This is a genomic window from Citrobacter sp. Cpo142 (assembly GCF_030332425.1).
GTDB classification, from domain to species: Bacteria; Pseudomonadota; Gammaproteobacteria; order Enterobacterales; family Enterobacteriaceae; genus Citrobacter; species Citrobacter portucalensis.
Genome location: NZ_JAOWHW010000133.1, coordinates 67,697 through 86,883 on the forward strand (window position 1 = coordinate 67,697; position 19,187 = coordinate 86,883).

The 19,187-nt window shown below is 53.8% G+C and carries 12 protein-coding genes and 1 pseudogene; 10 read left to right on the forward strand and 3 right to left on the reverse strand.

Going from position 1 to position 19,187, the window contains the following annotated elements:
- Window positions 1-137: 137 nt before the first annotated feature.
- The 6 genes and pseudogenes from greB (at window position 138) to OGY18_RS18295 (ending at window position 7,353) form a co-directional block, all read left to right on the forward strand.
- A complete protein-coding gene (gene greB, locus OGY18_RS18270) occupies window positions 138-611 on the forward strand; it encodes a transcription elongation factor GreB (RefSeq protein WP_003023524.1) in 474 nt (157 codons plus the stop codon).
- Between the two features lie 98 nt (window positions 612-709).
- A complete protein-coding gene (locus tag OGY18_RS18275) occupies window positions 710-3,043 on the forward strand; it encodes a Tex family protein (RefSeq protein WP_286553922.1) in 2,334 nt (777 codons plus the stop codon).
- Window positions 3,044-3,475: 432 nt separating this feature from the next.
- Window positions 3,476-3,703: a ferrous iron transporter A gene (gene feoA / locus OGY18_RS18280; RefSeq protein ID WP_003023519.1), complete on the forward strand. Its 228-nt coding sequence runs from the start codon at window positions 3,476-3,478 to the stop codon at window positions 3,701-3,703.
- An 18-nt stretch (window positions 3,704-3,721) separates the two neighbouring features.
- Complete coding sequence (gene feoB, locus OGY18_RS18285; protein WP_003827652.1) at window positions 3,722-6,040, forward strand: Fe(2+) transporter permease subunit FeoB; 2,319 nt, start codon at window positions 3,722-3,724, stop codon at window positions 6,038-6,040.
- 11 nt (window positions 6,041-6,051) lie between these two features.
- Window positions 6,052-6,288: a [Fe-S]-dependent transcriptional repressor FeoC gene (feoC, locus tag OGY18_RS18290; RefSeq protein WP_137364116.1), complete on the forward strand. Its 237-nt coding sequence runs from the start codon at window positions 6,052-6,054 to the stop codon at window positions 6,286-6,288.
- Window positions 6,289-6,533: 245 nt separating this feature from the next.
- A pseudogene (locus tag OGY18_RS18295) lies at window positions 6,534-7,353 on the forward strand (Rpn family recombination-promoting nuclease/putative transposase).
- Window positions 7,354-7,397: 44 nt separating this feature from the next.
- On the opposite strand, the gene bioH reads toward OGY18_RS18295, so the two are convergent.
- The gene (gene bioH / locus OGY18_RS18300) at window positions 7,398-8,168 is read right to left on the reverse strand and encodes a pimeloyl-ACP methyl ester esterase BioH (protein WP_126956377.1); all 771 of its coding nucleotides are present in this window, start codon (window positions 8,166-8,168) and stop codon (window positions 7,398-7,400) included.
- A 37-nt stretch (window positions 8,169-8,205) separates the two neighbouring features.
- Between bioH and gntX the strand changes: the two genes are divergently transcribed.
- The 3 genes from gntX (at window position 8,206) to gntT (ending at window position 11,219) form a co-directional block, all read left to right on the forward strand.
- Window positions 8,206-8,889, forward strand: coding sequence for a DNA utilization protein GntX (gene gntX, locus OGY18_RS18305; protein ID WP_126317290.1), 684 nt, complete (start codon window positions 8,206-8,208; stop codon window positions 8,887-8,889).
- 58 nt (window positions 8,890-8,947) lie between these two features.
- Window positions 8,948-9,523 carry a Fe-S biogenesis protein NfuA gene (nfuA, locus tag OGY18_RS18310; RefSeq protein WP_003023509.1) on the forward strand — a complete coding sequence of 192 codons (576 nt, stop codon included), beginning with the start codon at window positions 8,948-8,950 and terminating at the stop codon, window positions 9,521-9,523.
- 379 nt (window positions 9,524-9,902) lie between these two features.
- Window positions 9,903-11,219, forward strand: a complete 1,317-nt coding sequence (gene gntT, locus OGY18_RS18315; protein ID WP_003023507.1) for a gluconate transporter — start codon at window positions 9,903-9,905, stop codon at window positions 11,217-11,219.
- Window positions 11,220-11,357: 138 nt separating this feature from the next.
- Here gntT and malQ read toward each other — a convergent pair whose 3' ends face one another.
- Both malQ and malP read right to left on the reverse strand, forming a co-directional pair.
- The gene (gene malQ / locus OGY18_RS18320; RefSeq protein ID WP_286553926.1) at window positions 11,358-13,445 is read right to left on the reverse strand and encodes a 4-alpha-glucanotransferase; all 2,088 of its coding nucleotides are present in this window, start codon (window positions 13,443-13,445) and stop codon (window positions 11,358-11,360) included.
- A 9-nt stretch (window positions 13,446-13,454) separates the two neighbouring features.
- Window positions 13,455-15,848 (reverse strand): maltodextrin phosphorylase, encoded by a 2,394-nt coding sequence (malP, locus tag OGY18_RS18325; RefSeq protein ID WP_149280742.1) that lies wholly within the window; start codon window positions 15,846-15,848, stop codon window positions 13,455-13,457.
- Window positions 15,849-16,466: 618 nt separating this feature from the next.
- On the opposite strand from malP, the gene malT reads away from it, so the two are divergent.
- Window positions 16,467-19,172, forward strand: coding sequence for an HTH-type transcriptional regulator MalT (gene malT / locus OGY18_RS18330; protein ID WP_032945235.1), 2,706 nt, complete (start codon window positions 16,467-16,469; stop codon window positions 19,170-19,172).
- The last annotated feature ends 15 nt before the right edge of the window (window positions 19,173-19,187 follow it).

Sequence of the window (19,187 nt, forward strand, 5' to 3'; positions counted from 1 at the left end):
AGGCTAAATTGTTACAAAGCATATTAAACAGCAGCTTAAGTATACAATGTTTCTCGCAATACATTATTTATTCTGTTGATATGCTCACGTAATACTAATTGTGCGCATCATCACAGAGTCGAAGGTAAAACAATAAGATGAAAACGCCCCTGATAACCCGTGAAGGGTATGAAAAACTTAAACAAGAGCTGAATTATCTCTGGCGTGAAGAGCGCCCGGAAGTCACCAAAAAAGTTACCTGGGCTGCAAGTCTGGGTGACCGCAGCGAAAATGCCGACTACCAGTATAATAAAAAGCGCCTGCGTGAGATCGACCGCCGCGTCCGTTATTTGACCAAGTGCATGGAGAATCTAAAAATCGTCGATTACTCCCCGCAGCAGGAAGGCAAAGTCTTCTTTGGCGCATGGGTTGAGATTGAAAATGACGATGGCGACATCCGCAAATTCCGTATTGTTGGCTACGATGAGATCTTCGGTCGTAAGGATTACATCTCAATCGACTCACCAATGGCGCGGGCGCTATTGAAAAAAGAGGTCGGCGATCTCGCAGTAGTAAACACCCCAGGTGGCGAAGCCAGCTGGTACGTGAATGAGATTGAATACGTGAAGTGAGACCGGAACAATCCGAAGCCCCGGCAGATGGCTGGCATTTTTGCCAGTCAATCCGTATAACTATCCCCTGATTTTTTATCCTATAGACGAAGCTATCCATGATGAATGATTCTTTCTGCCGCATTATCGCAGGTGAAATTCAGGCTCGTGCTGAACAGGTAGAAGCTGCCGTTCGCCTGCTTGACGAAGGGAACACCGTGCCGTTTATCGCACGATATCGTAAGGAAATCACCGGCGGTCTGGACGATACGCAACTGCGTAATCTGGAAACCCGTCTGGGATATCTGCGTGAACTGGAAGACCGCCGTCAGGCAATCCTGAAATCTATCGGCGAGCAAGGCAAACTGACCGACGATCTGGCGAAAGCGATCAACGGCACGTTAAGTAAGACCGAACTCGAAGATCTCTATCTGCCGTATAAACCAAAGCGCCGCACCCGTGGGCAGATCGCCATTGAGGCTGGACTGGAGCCGCTGGCAGACCTGCTGTGGAACGAACCGTCTCACGACCCGGAAACGGAAGCCGCAAAATATCTCAACGCCGAAAACGGCGTGGCGGATACCAAAGCCGCCCTCGACGGCGCGCGCTACATTCTAATGGAGCGCTTCGCTGAAGATGCTGCTCTGCTGGCAAAAGTACGTAATTATCTGTGGAAAAACGCCCACCTGGTCGCCACCGTGGTAAGCGGTAAAGAAGAGGAAGGCGCTAAGTTCCGCGACTACTTCGATCACCACGAACCGATTTCTACCGTGCCATCCCACCGTGCGCTGGCCATGTTCCGTGGCCGTAACGAAGGCGTGTTGCAACTTTCACTAAATGCCGATCCACAATTCGATGAGCCACCAAAAGAGAGCCACGGCGAGCAGATTATCCGGGATCACCTGGGACTACGCCTGAACAACGCCCCAGCAGACAGCTGGCGTAAAGGCGTGGTTAGCTGGACCTGGCGCATCAAAGTGCTGATGCACCTCGAAACGGAGCTGATGGGTACCGTGCGCGAACGTGCGGAAGATGAAGCTATCAACGTCTTTGCCCGTAACCTGCATGACCTGCTGATGGCCGCTCCGGCCGGGCTGCGCGCCACCATGGGCCTCGATCCAGGTCTGCGTACCGGTGTAAAAGTGGCAGTGGTTGACGGTACCGGCAAGCTGGTCGCGACCGACACTATTTATCCGCATACCGGTCAGGCCGCCAAAGCCGCCGTTGCCGTTGCGACGCTGTGTGAAAAACACAACGTTGAACTGGTGGCGATTGGTAACGGTACGGCATCGCGCGAAACCGAGCGTTTCTTCCTCGACGTGCAAAAGCAGTTCCCGCAAGTGACCGCGCAGAAAGTGATCGTCAGTGAAGCCGGCGCGTCGGTTTACTCTGCATCCGAACTGGCGGCGCTGGAGTTCCCGGACCTCGACGTATCTCTGCGTGGCGCGGTGTCTATCGCCCGTCGTCTGCAGGATCCGCTGGCTGAGCTGGTGAAAATCGATCCGAAATCTATCGGCGTGGGCCAGTATCAGCACGACGTAAGCCAGACTCAGTTGGCGCGTAAGCTGGATGCGGTGGTGGAAGACTGCGTGAACGCCGTCGGCGTCGATCTGAATACCGCCTCCGTACCGCTGCTGACCCGTGTTGCTGGTCTGACGCGCATGATGGCGCAGAATATCGTTGCCTGGCGTGATGAGAACGGTCAATTCCAGAACCGTCAGCAACTGTTAAAAGTCAGCCGCCTTGGACCTAAAGCCTTTGAACAGTGCGCGGGCTTCCTGCGTATCAACCACGGCGATAACCCGCTGGATGCCTCTACCGTCCACCCGGAAGCTTATCCGGTTGTGGAACGCATTCTGGCCGCCACCGAGCAATCGTTGCGTGATCTGATGGGTAACAGCAGCGAATTGCGCAATCTGAAACCCGCTGATTTTACCGACGAACGCTTCGGGGTGCCGACCGTCACCGACATCATCAAAGAGCTGGAAAAGCCGGGCCGCGATCCGCGTCCTGAATTTAAAACCGCGCAGTTTGCCGATGGCGTAGAAACCATGAACGATCTGCTGCCGGGAATGATTCTGGAAGGGGCGGTCACCAACGTCACCAACTTCGGCGCGTTTGTTGATATCGGCGTTCATCAGGATGGTCTGGTGCATATCTCTTCACTGTCGAATAAGTTCGTCGAAGATCCACACACCGTGGTGAAAGCGGGCGACATTGTGAAGGTGAAAGTGCTGGAAGTGGACCTGCAACGTAAGCGTATCGCGCTGACCATGCGTCTGGACGAGCAGCCGGGTGAAACCAATGCGCGTCGCGGCGGCGGGAATAACGATCGCGCTCAGGGCAATCGCCCGGCACCAAAAGCGGCGAAACCGCGTGGCCGTGACGCACAGCCTACAGGCAACAGTGCGATGATGGATGCGTTGGCGGCGGCGATGGGTAAAAAACGCTAAGTTTAAACCCTGTGCCGGATGGTGGTGTAAACGCCCTGTCCGGCCAGGTTATCGCAATTAATTTGCAGGCCGGATAAGACGCATGAGCGTCGCCATCCGGCATATTTAATCTATGCCCCGCTTTGCACCACAATATATTTATCACTTCATTAACAGATGAAACCTTAATTAAACATTAAGATCCCCAATAATTACTTCCGCGAATCACTCGTTTCCAACCAGAATAAATATTGAGGAATATCAAAATTGGCTTAAATTATTATCCAATTGTACATTCCGTCACATTTATTCTATTGATGATAGAAACCATTCTCATTATCATTGATTTGTTGATTATTTACTCTTCCCTTACGTTGGCTAATCATCTGGTCTCATGCCGCCCTGTCGCCCCATGAGGTAATCATCCAGTTAGCGAGATATAAGTAGGTCCCTATGCAATTCACTCCTGACAGTGCGTGGAAAATTACCGGTTTTGCCCGTGAAATCAGCCCGGCTTATCGTCAGAAACTGTTGTCACTTGGCATGCTACCCGGCTCATCCTTCAACGTGGTACGCGTCGCCCCGCTCGGCGATCCTATCCATATCGAAACGCGTCGCGTAAGTCTGGTATTGCGTAAGAAGGATTTGGCGTTATTAGAAGTGGAAGCGGTTTCCTGTTAATACAGTGAGTCTATAAAAATGAAAAAACTAACCATTGGTTTAATTGGTAATCCTAATTCCGGCAAGACAACTTTATTCAACCAGCTCACCGGCGCGCGCCAGCGTGTAGGCAACTGGGCTGGCGTTACCGTTGAGCGTAAAGAAGGCCATTTCGCCACGACGGACCACCAGGTCACGCTGGTCGATTTACCCGGCACTTATTCTCTGACGACAATCTCATCCCAAACCTCTCTCGATGAGCAGATTGCCTGCCACTATATTTTAAGCGGCGACGCGGATCTGTTGATCAACGTGGTCGATGCTTCAAACCTTGAACGCAACCTCTACCTGACGTTGCAACTGCTTGAGCTGGGTATTCCCTGTATCGTTGCACTGAACATGCTGGATATTGCTGAGAAACAGCAAATCCGTATCGATATCGACGCCCTCTCCGCTCGTCTTGGCTGTCCGGTGGTTCCACTGGTTTCCACTCGTGCGCGCGGCATTGAAGCACTGAAGCTGGCGATCGATCGCTACAAAGAAAACGACACCGTTGAGCTGGTCCATTATGCCCAGCCGCTGCTGCAAGAAGCTGATTCCCTCGCCGACGCAATGGCCAAAGATATGCCGCTCAAACAGCGCCGCTGGCTAGGCCTGCAGATGCTCGAAGGCGATATCTACAGCCGTGCTTACGCCGGTGATGCAGCACAAAACCTTGATGCCGCTGTTGCTCGCCTGAGTGAGACAATGGACGACCCGGCGCTACATATTGCCGATGCACGTTACCAGTGCATTGCCGCTATCTGCGATACCGTCAGTAATACCCTGACGGCAGAGCCGAGCCGTTTCACCACAGCGGTAGATAAAATTATCCTCAACCGCTTCCTCGGTCTGCCGATTTTCCTGTTCGTGATGTACCTGATGTTCCTGCTTGCCATCAACATTGGCGGCGCGCTGCAGCCGTTGTTTGATGTTGGCTCCGTGGCGCTCTTTATCCATGGTATTCAGTGGATTGGCTATACGCTGCATTTCCCGGACTGGCTGACTATCTTCCTGGCCCAGGGCCTTGGCGGCGGGATTAACACCGTGCTGCCGCTGGTACCGCAAATCGGCATGATGTATCTGTTCCTCTCTTTCCTTGAAGACTCCGGCTACATGGCGCGCGCCGCATTTGTGATGGACCGTCTAATGCAGGCGCTGGGACTGCCGGGCAAATCATTTGTCCCGCTGATCGTCGGCTTTGGTTGTAACGTACCGTCAGTGATGGGCGCACGTACGCTGGACGCCCCGCGTGAGCGTCTGATGACCATCATGATGGCGCCGTTTATGTCCTGTGGCGCACGTCTGGCGATTTTCGCCGTCTTTGCCGCCGCGTTCTTTGGTCAGAACGGCGCGCTGGCGGTCTTCTCGCTGTACGTGCTGGGTATCGTTATGGCGGTGTTGACCGGCCTGATGCTCAAACACACCATCATGCGTGGCGAAGCAACGCCGTTCGTGATGGAGCTGCCGGTATATCACGTACCGCACATTAAGAGTCTGATCATTCAAACCTGGCAACGTCTGAAAGGCTTCGTTCTGCGTGCAGGTAAAGTCATCATCATCGTCAGCATTTTCCTCAGCGCGTTTAACAGCTTCTCACTGAGCGGGAAAATCGTCGACAACATCAACGACTCTGCTCTGGCTTCAGTTAGCCGCGTCATTACCCCAGTCTTTAAGCCGATTGGTGTTCACGAAGATAACTGGCAGGCAACCGTAGGTCTGTTCACCGGCGCGATGGCGAAAGAAGTGGTTGTCGGTACGCTGAACACGCTCTATACCGCAGAAAACATTCAGGAAGAAGAGTTCAACCCGGCAGATTTCCACCTCGGTGACGAGCTGCTCGGCGCGGTAGATGAAACCTGGCAAAGCCTGAAAGACACTTTCAGCCTGAGCGTGCTGGCTAACCCTATCGAAGCCAGCAAGGGCGACGGTGAAATGGCTACCGGTGCAATGGGCGTGATGGGCGAGAAATTTGGCAGCGCCGCCGCCGCATACAGCTATCTGATCTTTGTTCTGCTGTATGTACCGTGCATTTCAGTGATGGGCGCTATCGCACGTGAATCCAGCCGTGGCTGGATGAGCTTCTCGATTCTGTGGGGCCTGAATATCGCCTACTCTCTGTCGACGCTGTTTTATCAGACGGTCAGCTACAAAGAACACCCGACCTACAGCCTGGTGTGCATTTTAGCGGTCATCCTGTTTAACATCGTGTTGCTGGGCCTGCTGCGTCGAGCTCGCAGCCGCGTGGACCTCGCACTGCTGGCAACCAACAGAACGGCGAGTTCCTGCTGTTCCAGCACGACTGGCGATTGCCACTAAGGTTATCGACAATGGCATCGCTTATTCAGGTTCGTGATTTACTGGCTTTGCGGGGGCGCATGGAGGCGACACAAATTAGCCACACGCTGCATACCCCGCAGCCCATGATTGACGCCATGCTGAATCAGTTAGAAAAGATGGGCAAAGTGGTGCGGATTCAGGAAGATGCCGACGGGTGTCTTTCCGGAAGCTGCAAAAGTTGCCCAGAAGGTAAAGCCTGCCTGCGCGAGTGGTGGGCTTTACGCTAATCAGATGCTCTTTGCCGGATGGCGCTACGCTTATCCGGCCTACAAATGATGCAAACGTCCAGGCCGGATAACGCGTTTACGCTGATATCCGGCTTTTTTGCGAAATGGATTCCACGCAGATTTCATTATTTCAGCAAAAAAGATCTATCCTCCAGCCAGCCACGCATCGTTATTAATTCGTGGATGATTACTGGTAACCTGGGAAGTAGAGTCTCGTCATCTTTTTTCTCAGGTGACGGATCGCCATGAATACTGACACGACTGCTACGCCGCATGACGCGATTTTCAAAACGTTCTTAAACCACCCGGCGACCGCACGCGACTTTCTTCAGCTTCATCTTCCAGCCTCTTTGCAAAAACTTTGCGATCTTAAAACACTGCAACTGGAATCGGGCAGCTTTATTGAGGACGATTTGCGCGCGTACTACTCTGATGTGCTGTGGTCGTTAAAAACTCCCGCTGGTGATACCCATGCTTTTTTATCATGGCTCAGCAAGCCCATACCCCTATTCACTTTGTTGGCTGGACGAGTTTGATGACCCGGAGTCCGCCAGACAACTTTATAGCACCGCGTTTCCACTGATCGATATCACTGTTGTGCCCGATGACGAGATTATGCAGCATCGCCGGGTGGCGCTGTTGGAGCTCATCCAAAAGCATATTCGTAAACGCGATTTGATGGGGCTGGTAGAAAAACTGGCCATCCTGCTTGTTAAAGGACACGCTAATGACAACCAGTTGAAAGCCTTGTTTAATTATTTAATGCAGGCCGGTAACACCACACATTTTGGCGAGTTTCTTCATGAAGTCGCAGAACGTTTACCCCAACATAAGGACAAGTTGATGACTATCGCCGAAAGATTACGACAGGAAGGGCACCTTAATGGTCTTCAGGAAGGCCATAGGAAAGGGTTGCAAGAAGGGTTGCAAACGGGTCTGCAACAAGGCAAACGAGAGGAAGCATTACGTATTGCATCAACTATGCAGGCTGATGGTATAGACCCACTAACCATCTTCAGAATTACTGGCCTGACCGCTGAGGATCTGGCTACGCGCAGCCATTAATCTCAGGCCCGGCGAGCATGGCACCACCGGGCAACACATCAAATTTATAGTTTCTGTTTTAACGCCACAAGCGCAGCACAGAATTCGGCGGGATGCGAGATAAACGGCGCATGCGCCGCTTTGGCAAACACCAAAGACTCGCTCTGCGGCCACAGTGCATCCAGCATCGGGACGACTTTGCGCGGCACCAGCCCGTCAAGATAGCCATACAACCGCAGGAAAGGCATTGCCACCGCGCACAGCGGTTCTCGCAGATCGACCGTTTTCAGGATCTCAAGTCCACCATTGAGCACCTCGACGTCCGGCATGGGTAAAGCCAGTACCGTTTTCTTCAGCGCTCGCGCATCCTGACGCGCAGTTTCTGTGCCCATCGTTTGCAATGCCAGAAAACGCTCCACCGTACGCTGGAAATCTTCGCTCAGCTGCTGCTGGAAACCTGCCAGCACCTCTGGCTTGATTCCCGGCCACTCATCCCGCGCGCTAAAGCAAGGGGAAGACGCGACGGTCACCAGCGCCTGAACACGCTCAGGATGCGTTAACGCTACCTGACTCGCGACCAGCCCACCCAGACTCCAGCCGAGCCAAATAGCTTTCTCCGGTGCCTGTTTCAATACCCGCTCAGCCATCTCTTCCAGCGACATTGCACCGAAACCCTGGCTACGACCAAATCCCGGTAAGTCGACAAGATGCAGCGTAAAATGCGAGCTCAGTTCCTCGCTTATGCAATGCCACACTTGCGCATTCAGTCCCCATCCGTGCAGCAGCACAAGATGGCAATTTCCCGAACCCTGGGTCTGCCACCAGATGTCATTCATCAGTTATTGTTCTCTTTTAGCCTGAAAGGATGCATCTATGCTAACAGTACCGGGATTGTGCTGGCTATGCCGAATGCCCCTGACGTTAGGGCATTGGGGGATCTGCTCAGTCTGTACGCGGGCAACGCGTCAACACGCCAGCCTGTGCCCTCAATGTGGACTCCCTGCCGCTCATACCGTCATTCCCTGTGGGCGCTGCCTGCAAAAACCGCCGCCGTGGCAGAGACTGGTTACCGTCAGCGACTATGTTCCGCCGTTGAGCGGGCTTATCCACCAGCTCAAGTTTTCACGACGCAGCGAAACAGCCTCAGCTCTTTCACGTTTGTTATTGCTGGAGGTACTACAGGCCCGGCGCGCCAGCGGCCTTCTTCTACCGGACAGGCTGGTCAGCGTCCCGCTCTGGCAACGCCGACACTGGCGCAGAGGGTTTAATCAGAGCGATTTACTGTGCCGTCCGCTGGCACGCTGGCTGGGTTGCGACTGGGACAGCCGGACCATCTCGCGGGTTCGGGCAACCGCCACACAGCACCATCTCAGCGCCCGATTACGTAAACAAAACCTGAAAAATGCCTTTCGCCTTGAATTGCCGGTGCAGGGACTCCATATGGTTATTGTGGATGATGTCGTCACTACCGGAAGTACCGTCGCGGAAATCGCGCAGCTGCTTTTACGCAACGGCGCGGCGACTGTCCAGGTATGGTGCCTGTGTCGAACCTTGTAGAGCCTCGATGATGGGCGTATTATAACCAAGTAAAATAGTCAACTATTAGGCCATTACTATGATCCATATTTCCGATGCTGCACAAGCGCACTTTGCCAAACTGCTGGCAAATCAGGAAGAAGGGACACAAATCCGCGTATTTGTGATTAATCCCGGCACGCCTAACGCTGAATGCGGCGTTTCTTATTGTCCGCCGGACGCCGTGGAAGCAACCGACACCGCCATTAAATTTGACCTGCTGACCGCATATGTTGATGAACTGAGCGCACCGTATCTGGAAGATGCAGAAATCGATTTCGTTACCGACCAGTTAGGCTCCCAACTGACCCTGAAAGCACCAAACGCCAAAATGCGTAAAGTTGCCGATGATGCGCCGCTGATGGAACGCGTGGAGTACATGCTGCAATCGCAGATCAACCCACAGCTGGCTGGCCACGGTGGTCGTGTCTCTCTGATGGAAATCACCGATGAAGGCTACGCCATTCTGCAGTTTGGCGGCGGCTGTAACGGCTGTTCAATGGTAGATGTAACGCTGAAAGAAGGTATCGAGAAGCAGCTGCTGGCTGAATTCCCTGAACTGAAAGGCGTTCGCGATTTAACCGAACACCAGCGCGGCGAGCACTCTTACTACTAACGCCTGAACCTGTAGAGTATCCGTAGGCCCGATAAGACGCCCCCGCGTCGCTATCGGGCATTAATGCCGGGTGGTAGCGTAATCGCTGACTCCGGCTTACGTCCCAACATTTTTTCGCATTTATCCTGCAACAATCCCCTGCATAATTTGACCAGCCTCTCATATTTTAAATTTTGCCTATCCAGGTGATTTTCAAGCGCAGTATGTTACCCGTATCATTCGTATCAGCACCTAACACACACATAATAGCCAGTTAAACTGATTAGTTTTGAAGGCAACCAGCATTGGTGCTGAGAATACTCTGTTCCCGGTCGGGACAATCGGAATTTGTCATCTAAACACTGACGTTACCCATAACAAAGTAAAGGCCAGGTAAATCATGCCATTAGTCATCGTTGCTATCGGTGTAATCTTGTTACTCCTCCTGATGATCCGTTTCAAAATGAACGGCTTCATCGCTCTCGTCCTGGTGGCGCTTGCTGTCGGATTGATGCAAGGGATGCCACTGGATAAAGTCATCGGTTCGATTAAAGCCGGCGTCGGCGGAACCCTTGGCAGCCTCGCCCTGATTATGGGTTTTGGCGCCATGCTGGGCAAAATGCTGGCGGACTGCGGCGGCGCACAGCGCATCGCAACCACGCTGATTGCTAAATTCGGCAAAAAACACATTCAGTGGGCGGTGGTATTAACCGGCTTCACCGTCGGTTTTGCCCTGTTTTACGAAGTTGGCTTCGTGCTGATGTTGCCGCTGGTATTCACCATCGCCGCTGCTGCTAACATCCCGCTGCTGTACGTTGGTGTGCCGATGGCGGCTGCGCTGTCCGTTACTCACGGCTTCCTGCCGCCGCACCCGGGTCCAACCGCTATTGCCACCATTTTCCACGCAGATATGGGTAAAACTCTGCTGTTTGGTACGATTCTGGCAATCCCGACCGTTATTCTCGCCGGTCCGGTATACGCGCGTTTCCTGAAAGGCATCGATAAGCCAATCCCGGAAGGTCTGTACAGCGCAAAAACCTTCACTGAAGAAGAGATGCCAGGCTTTGGCGTCAGCGTCTGGACCTCTCTGGTCCCGGTTATCCTGATGGCAATGCGCGCCGTGGCGGAGATGATTCTGCCGAAAGGCCATGCTTTCCTGACGGTTGCTGAATTCCTCGGTGACCCGGTCATGGCAACGTTGATTGCGGTGCTGATTGCGATGTTCACTTTTGGTCTGAACCGCGGACGTTCGATGGATCAGATTAACGACACGCTGGTGTCCTCAATCAAAATCATCGCGATGATGCTGTTGATCATCGGTGGTGGCGGTGCCTTTAAACAGGTTCTGGTTGATAGCGGCGTGGACAAATACATCGCCTCAATGATGCACGGCTCTAACGTTTCTCCGCTGCTGATGGCATGGTCTATCGCTGCAGTACTGCGTATCGCACTGGGTTCCGCAACCGTTGCAGCGATTACTGCAGGTGGGATTGTGGCACCGCTGATTGCAACGACCGGCGTAAGCCCTGAGCTGATGGTTATTGCGGTTGGCTCCGGTTCCGTCATCTTCTCCCACGTGAACGATCCTGGGTTCTGGCTGTTCAAGGAGTATTTCAACCTGACCATCGGTGAAACCATCAAGTCATGGTCAATGCTGGAAACCATTATCTCCGTCTGCGGTCTGGTAGGGTGTCTGCTGCTGGGTATGGTGGTTTAATCGAGACAGTTTGTAGGCCGGATAAGGTAAAGCCACCATCCGGCAATGTGCGTCAGAATTGCCTGATGGCGCTGCGCTTATCAGGCCTACGAGCTACGAGCTATCACCATAAAAAAGCCGGGGAAATCCCCGGCATTTTTACTTCTTCTTCGCGGCCGCTTTTCGCCGCTTATCCAAATCCTTAATCAGCTTATTCACGCCCTCATCGGCAAACATCTGCTCCAGCGTGGCGGTGAGCTTACGCCGCCAGTTTTTGTACTGGTCGCTGGTCCCCGGAATGTTGACCGGCTCAGCCATATCCAGCCAGTCTTCCGGTTGCAGGCCCAGCAACGCACTGTTGCTGTCAGCGATGTAGCGTTGCATGCCGCGATTCAGAATCGGCGTCATCGACATCAGGGAAGCCTTGTGACCGGCACGTTTTGGCAGGCAGCCGTATTTGTGCAGCGCGTCCAGCAGCCCCTGTTTCGCCAGTTCCCGGTCCTGATACAACCCGCGCAGCACGACTTCATCCGGGTACAGGCCCAGTGCTTTACCCAGCGTCAGATCGCCGCTATCCCAATAACCTTTAAGCGTAGGAAGGTCATGCGTCGCCGCGACTGCCATTGATTGTTCCGGGTACGCTTTCGGCGCACGGAAGTTTTTCTCATGGTCATTCTCAAAATAAAGCACTTTGTAGGAGTAGACGCCGCTGTCACGCAGCTTGCTGACGATCTCCACCGGCACGGTACCCAGATCTTCACCAATCACCATGCAGTGGTGACGTTTACTTTCCAGCGCCAAAATTGACAGCAGATCGTCGACCGGATAATGCACGTAGGCACCGTGATCGGCAGTTTCACCGTAAGGGATCCACCACAGACGCAGCATCGACATGACATGGTCGATACGCAACGCGCCGCAGTTCTGCATATTGGCGCGCAGCAGTTCGATAAACGGTTCGTAAGCACGTGCCGCGATGATGTGCGGATCCATCGGCGGCAGTCCCCAGTTTTGCCCAAGCGGACCGAGAATATCCGGCGGTGCGCCAACTGAAGCTTTCAGGCAATACAACTCGCGGTCACACCAGGTTTCCGCCCCGCCTTCGGCCACGCCAACGGCCAGGTCGCGATACAGCCCTATCGGCATTGCAAAGCCCTGGCTGGTTTTCCAGCAGTCAGCAAACTGGGTATACGCCAGCCACTGTAACCACAGGTAGAAATCTACGTCATCACGATGTTCTTCGCAGAAGCGTTTTACCTCTGGCGAGTCCACTGACTGGAAAGCTTCTGGCCACACCGGCCAGCCCCAGCGCAATGCGTCCTTTTTCACCTGATGCGCATGCAGCGCATCAAAGGCCGCCTGCCAGTAGAGGCTATCCCCTTCCTGAGCCACAAACTGGCGAAATGCCGCCATCTGCTCATCATCACGCGCAGAGAAGCTTTTCCACGCCATACGTAGCGCCGTCATCTTCAGTGCGGTAACAGCAGAATAATCAACCCACTCGGCATCGCGCGCGCGTTGCAGAGCTTGCTGAGTCGCGGGTTTCTGCCACCACGCCTGCGCCTCTTTACTCAGACGGAAATCATCAACTGCGTTCACATCAATATAAATAATGTTCAGCCAGCGGCGTGACGACGGGCTGTACGGGCTGGCGCTCTCCGGATTCGCCGGATACAGCGCGTGAATCGGATTAAGCCCGATAAACGCGCCGCCGCGTTGCGCCACATCCACCAGCATGGTGCGGAGATCGCCGAAGTCGCCAATCCCCCAGTTCTTTTCCGATCGCAGGGTGTAGAGCTGAACACATGCCCCCCACAGCTTCTGCCCGGCTAACAACGCCTGCGGTTCATAGCAGCGCTTTGGTGCCACGATGATACGACAATGGGAACGCAGCTCGCCCTGGGTCAGGGTCAACGTGTGATACCCCTCCGGCAGCTTCGCCGGAAGGTTAAAAGATTTACCGCCGACGGCATGCCCTTTGTGCTGCACGCCCTCTTCGGTGGTCAGCAGCCAGTTAAACTCTCCGCTTCCCTCAACCGCCAGCGACATTTTCTTGCCAGCGGTATAGACCATGACATTCGGCACCGGGGTTACCGCCACCTGAGTGGCAGCGGTGGTGCGATGCATGGCGTCAAGCAAACGCCGTTTGGTTTCGGCGCCAATAGACTGCGGTTTACCGTGGGCATTAATGTAATTGGGGCTGATCCCCGCCGCCAGCGCGGCATTATCCAGACGTTTGCTTTCCATCGCGATTCCTTAACGTTTCGCCTGCCAGATACGAGCCTGATAATCGCGGATGGAGCGATCCGAGCTGAACATGCCGCAACGCGCGGTATTCAGAATCGCCGCCCGGGTCCAGGCGTCCTGGTCACGATACAACACGTCAACCTGCTTCTGAGCTTCAACGTAGGCCGCGAAGTCCGCCATCACCAGATACGGGTCGCCGCCCTGCTTGCCGATACTGTGCAGCATCTGGTCAAAGGCATGCTTGTCGCCATCGCTGTATTTCCCGCTTTCCAGCTCTTTCAGGACAGCATCCAGCACTTTGTCTTTTTTACGCCATTTCACCGGGTCGTAGCCTTTGGCTTTGAGCGCCTTCACCTCTTCCACGGTATGACCAAAGATAAAGATATTCTCGTCACCCACCTTCTCGGCGATTTCGACGTTTGCGCCATCCAGCGTACCTACGGTTAACGCACCGTTCAGCGCCAGCTTCATGTTACCGGTGCCGGAAGCCTCTTTCCCTGCGGTTGAAATCTGTTCAGAGATATCCGCCGCCGGAATCAGCATTTCCGCCGCCGAGACACAATAATCCGGCAGGAAGACGACCTTCAGCTTGTCGCCGACTTTCGGGTCGTTATTGATGGTTTGTGCAACCTGGTTGATGGCGAAGATGATATTTTTCGCCAGGTAGTAACCCGGAGCAGCTTTTGCGCCAAACAGGAATACGCGCGGCACGCGATCTGCCTGCGGGTTCTCACGGATTTCTTTGTACAACGCCAGAATATGCAGCAGATTCAGGTGCTGGCGCTTGTACTCATGCAGACGTTTAATCTGAATATCAAAGATAGCGTTAGTCGTTATTTCAATACCGGTACGCGCTTTAATAAACTTCACCAGGCGCTCTTTGTTCGCCAGTTTGATGTCACGATACTGCTGGCGGAACTTCGCGTCGTCGGCGTATTTTTCCAGATTGATCAGCTGATCGAGATCGTTAGCCCACTCTTTTTTCAGCGATTTATCCAGCAGTGCGGCAAGCGCCGGGTTGCATTGCTTAATCCAGCGACGCGGAGTAATCCCGTTGGTGACGTTATGGAATTTGTTCGGCCAGAGCTGGTGATATTCCGGGAACAGATCTTTCACTACCAGATCGGAGTGCAGCGCCGCCACACCGTTGACCGCAAAACCGCTGACCACGCACATGTTGGCCATACGCACCTGTTTACTGTGCACCACTGCCAGCTTCGCCCAGACTTCAGCATCACCCGGCCAGGTTTTATCAACCAACGTCTTAAAGCGGTCGTTAATCTCTTTGATGATTTGCATGTGGCGCGGCAGGAGTGCTTTCACCAGTTTCTCATCCCAGCACTCTAACGCTTCCGGCATCAGGGTGTGGTTGGTGTAAGCGAAGGTCTTGCTGGTAATCGCCCACGCATCGTCCCAGCTCATCTGGTGCTCATCAATCAGCACGCGCAGCAGTTCAGGGATCGCGATAGTCGGGTGAGTATCGTTAAGTTGAATGACTTCGTAATCAGCCAGTTCGTGCAGCTTACGCCCTGCCAGATGATGGCGGCGCAGAATGTCGGCTACGGAGCAGGCGCACTGGAAGTACTGCTGCATCAGGCGCAGCTTTTTACCCGCGGTGTGGTTATCGTTCGGGTACAGCACTTTCGTCAGTTTTTCAGCGTCGATGCCCTGCTGCTCTGCGCGCAGGAAATCGCCGTCATTAAATTTGGTCAGGTTAAACGGGTGCGCATGGCTGGCCTGCCACAGACGCAGCGGTTGCGCTACGCCGTTACGGTAACCGAGAACCGGCAGATCCCATGCCTGGCCGGTGATGGTAAACCCTGGCTCCCAGTGCCCTTCTTTGGTGACCTTGCCACCAATCCCAACCTGCACATCCAGCGCCTCGTTGTGACGGAACCACGGGTAGCTGCCACGATGCCAGTCATCCGGGGCTTCCATCTGTTGGCCATCGGCAAACGACTGACGGAACAGGCCGTACTGGTAGTTGAGGCCATAGCCCGTCGCCGACTGGCCGACTGTCGCCATCGAATCAAGGAAGCAGGCCGCCAGGCGTCCCAATCCACCGTTACCCAACGCCGGATCGATCTCTTCTTCCAGCAGGTCTGTCAGGTTGACGTCATGCGCTTTCAGCTCATCGCTCACCACCTGATACCAGCCGAGGTTGAGTAAATTGTTGCCGGTCAGGCGACCAATCAAAAACTCCATCGAGATGTAGTTAACGTGACGCTGATTTTTTGCCGGTTTTGCCGCAGGCTGGGCGCTGAGTAACTCAGCCAACGCCCCACTCACTGCCTGCCACCACTGGCGCGACGTCATTTCTTGAGCCGACAGTAAACCGAAGCGCTGCCACTGACGCGTCAGGGCAGCCTGAAATTGATCTTTGTTGAAAGTAGGCTGTGACATAGGGGTTCCAGATCCTTAGGTAATAAAACAACGTTATCGCTAGTTTGCCTGGCTCGTGGTTGACATTCCTCATCCTGGCACGGATTAGGGAGGGAGGAGGAGCGGGGATGAGCATAAAAGTGTGATCTCCGCCACTTAAAGGGGAGGTAATTGCCCGTAAATTCGCGCAAACCCCGCATAACGCTCTTCGAATGACGCATTAGTAACAAAGGATTAATCGACAATATCAAATAGCGATATGACGATGAGAAACAATGTGTAAATAGGGAAATAGTTTCTAACCTGAAATATCTGTGCCCGATAAGATAATTCACATAAAACTTTTAAGTCGGCCACAAGATTCGGTGATATTCATTAGCTATTTGAGTAACCATATAAAAAGAGAGGGATTTTTCGACACAGTCAAAATTACAACGGATCCAGTCGCCACGCCTGTTGCGACTCTTTAAAGCATTTATTGCAATAGATGTATAGATTTGTGACATAGTGCAAAATCAGACACACAAAAAGTCCGCTTAGCTTGCATAAAACACCAATCTGGCCGACCTTATATCTATTAATTACGAAGCGCAAAAAAAATCATTCTTCCCTATTTTCACACAGTGAAGTGACTAACTTATGTTGATTCCGTCTAAATTAAGTCGTCCGGTTCGACTCGACCATACGGTGGTTCGTGAGCGCCTGTTGGCTAAACTTTCCGGCGCGAACAATTTCAGGCTTGCCCTGATAACAAGTCCTGCTGGTTATGGAAAAACGACGCTGGTTTCACAATGGGCGGCAGGGAAAAATGATTTAGGCTGGTATTCTCTGGATGAGGGCGATAATCAGCAAGAGCGCTTTGCCAGTTATCTGATCGCCGCTATCCAACAGGCAACAGGTGGACACTGCACCACCAGTGAAGCAATGGTGCAAAAACGTCAGTACGCCAGCCTGACATCACTGTTTGCCCAGCTATTTATCGAACTGGCCGAGTGGCACCGCCCGCTCTACCTGGTAGTAGATGATTATCATCTGATCTCTAACCCGGCCATTCACGAAGCGATGCGTTTCTTCCTGCGTCACCAGCCTGAGAACCTCACGCTGGTCGTGCTGTCGCGCAATCTGCCGCAGTTGGGTATTGCCAACCTGCGGGTACGCGATCAACTGCTGGAGATAGGCAGCCAACAGTTGGCCTTTAACCATCAGGAAGCCAAACAATTTTTCGACCGACGTTTGTCCTCTCCCATTGAAGCGGCAGAAAGCAGCCGGATGTGCGATGACGTTGCTGGCTGGGCCACAGCGTTACAACTGATCGCCCTTTCCGCCCGTCAGAATAATAACTCTGCTCACCAGTCGGCACGACGCCTCGCGGGGATCAACGCCAGCCATTTGTCCGATTATCTGGTTGATGAAGTGCTGGACAGCGTCGACCTCGGCACCCGTCACTTCCTGCTGAAAAGCGCCATTCTGCGTTCCATGAACGATGCGCTAATCGTCCGCGTTACCGGGGAAGAAAACGGCCAGATGCGGCTGGAAGAAATTGAGCGCCAGGGGTTATTCCTGCAGCGGATGGATGACGTTGGCGAGTGGTTCAGCTATCACCCGCTGTTTGGCAGCTTTTTACGCCAGCGCTGCCAATGGGAGCTGGCGAACGAACTGCCCGAAATACACCGCGCCGCCGCCGAAAGCTGGATGGCGCAAGGCTTCCCCAGCGAAGCTATCCACCACGCGCTGGCAGCCGGCGACGCCCATATGCTACGCGATATCCTGCTGAATCATGCGTGGGGACTGTTTAACCATAGCGAGCTGACGTTACTGGAAGAGTCGCTGAAAGCCCTGCCGTGGGAAAGCCTGCTGGAAAATCCGCGTCTGGTTCTGTTGCAAGCCTGGCTGATGCAAAGCCAGCACCGCTACGGAGAGGTTAACACCTTGCTGGCGCGCGCAGAGCAGGAAATGAAAGGCGACATGGAGCCGACACTGCACGCCGAATTCAACGCTTTACGGGCGCAGGTAGCGATTAACGACGGCAACCCTGACGAAGCCGAACGCCTGGCGAAACTGGCCCTGGATGAGTTACCCATCGCCTGGTTCTATAGCCGGATCGTCGCCACCTCGGTGCACGGCGAAGTCCTGCACTGTAAGGGCGATCTCACGCGCTCTCTGGCGTTAATGCAGCAAACCGAGCAAATGGCGCGTCATCATGACGTCTGGCATTACGCGCTGTGGAGTCTTATCCAGCAAAGCGAAATTTTGTTTGCCCAGGGCTTTTTACAGGCCGCCTGGGAAACTCAGGAAAAAGCATTCCAGCTGATCAAAGAGCAGCACCTGGAACAGCTGCCGATGCACGAATTTCTGGTACGTATTCGTGCGCAGCTACTGTGGGCATGGGCGCGTCTGGACGAATCAGAAGCCTCTGCCCGTAGCGGTATTGAACTGCTTTCCACTTTCCAGCCGCAGCAACAGCTACAGTGTCTGGCGCTGCTGGTTCAGTGTTCACTTGCGCGGGGCGATCTTGATAACGCTCGCAGCCTGCTCAACCGTCTGGAAAACCTGCTGGGCAACGGTCACTATCACAGCGACTGGATCTCCAACGCCGATAAGGTGCGGGTGATTTACTGGCAAATGGTGGGCGACAAAAACTCGGCCGCCAACTGGCTGCGCCACACGCCAAAACCAGAATTCGCCAATAACCACTTCCTGCAAAGCCAGTGGCGCAACATCGCTCGCGCGCAAATCCTGCTCGGCGAGTTTGAACCGGCTGAGATTGTGCTGGAAGAGTTGAATGAAAATGCGCGCAATCTGCGCCTGATGAGCGATCTGAACCGTAACCTGTTGCTGCTTAATCAGCTCTACTGGCAGGCAGGGCGCAAAAATGACGCCCAGCGTGTGTTACTCGACGCCCTACAGCTGGCGAACCGCACCGGATTCATCAGCCACTTTGTTATCGAAGGCGAGGCCATGGCGCAACAACTGCGTCAGCTGATTCAGCTCAATACCTTACCGGAACTCGATCAGCACCGCGCCCAGCGCATTTTGCGTGAGATTAACCAGCACCACCGCCATAAATTTGCCCACTTCGATGAAGGGTTCGTTGAGCGTCTGCTTACTCACCCGGAAGTGCCGGAGCTTATCCGCACCAGCCCGCTGACCCAGCGCGAATGGCAGGTTCTGGGACTGATTTATTCGGGCTACAGCAACGAGCAGATCGCCGGAGAGCTGGCCGTCGCGGCAACGACCATCAAGACGCACATCCGCAATTTGTACCAAAAGCTCGGCGTCGCACATCGCCAGGATGCGGTGCAACATGCGCAGAAGCTGCTGAAGATGATGGGGTACGGCGTTTAGTTAATGCCTGATACG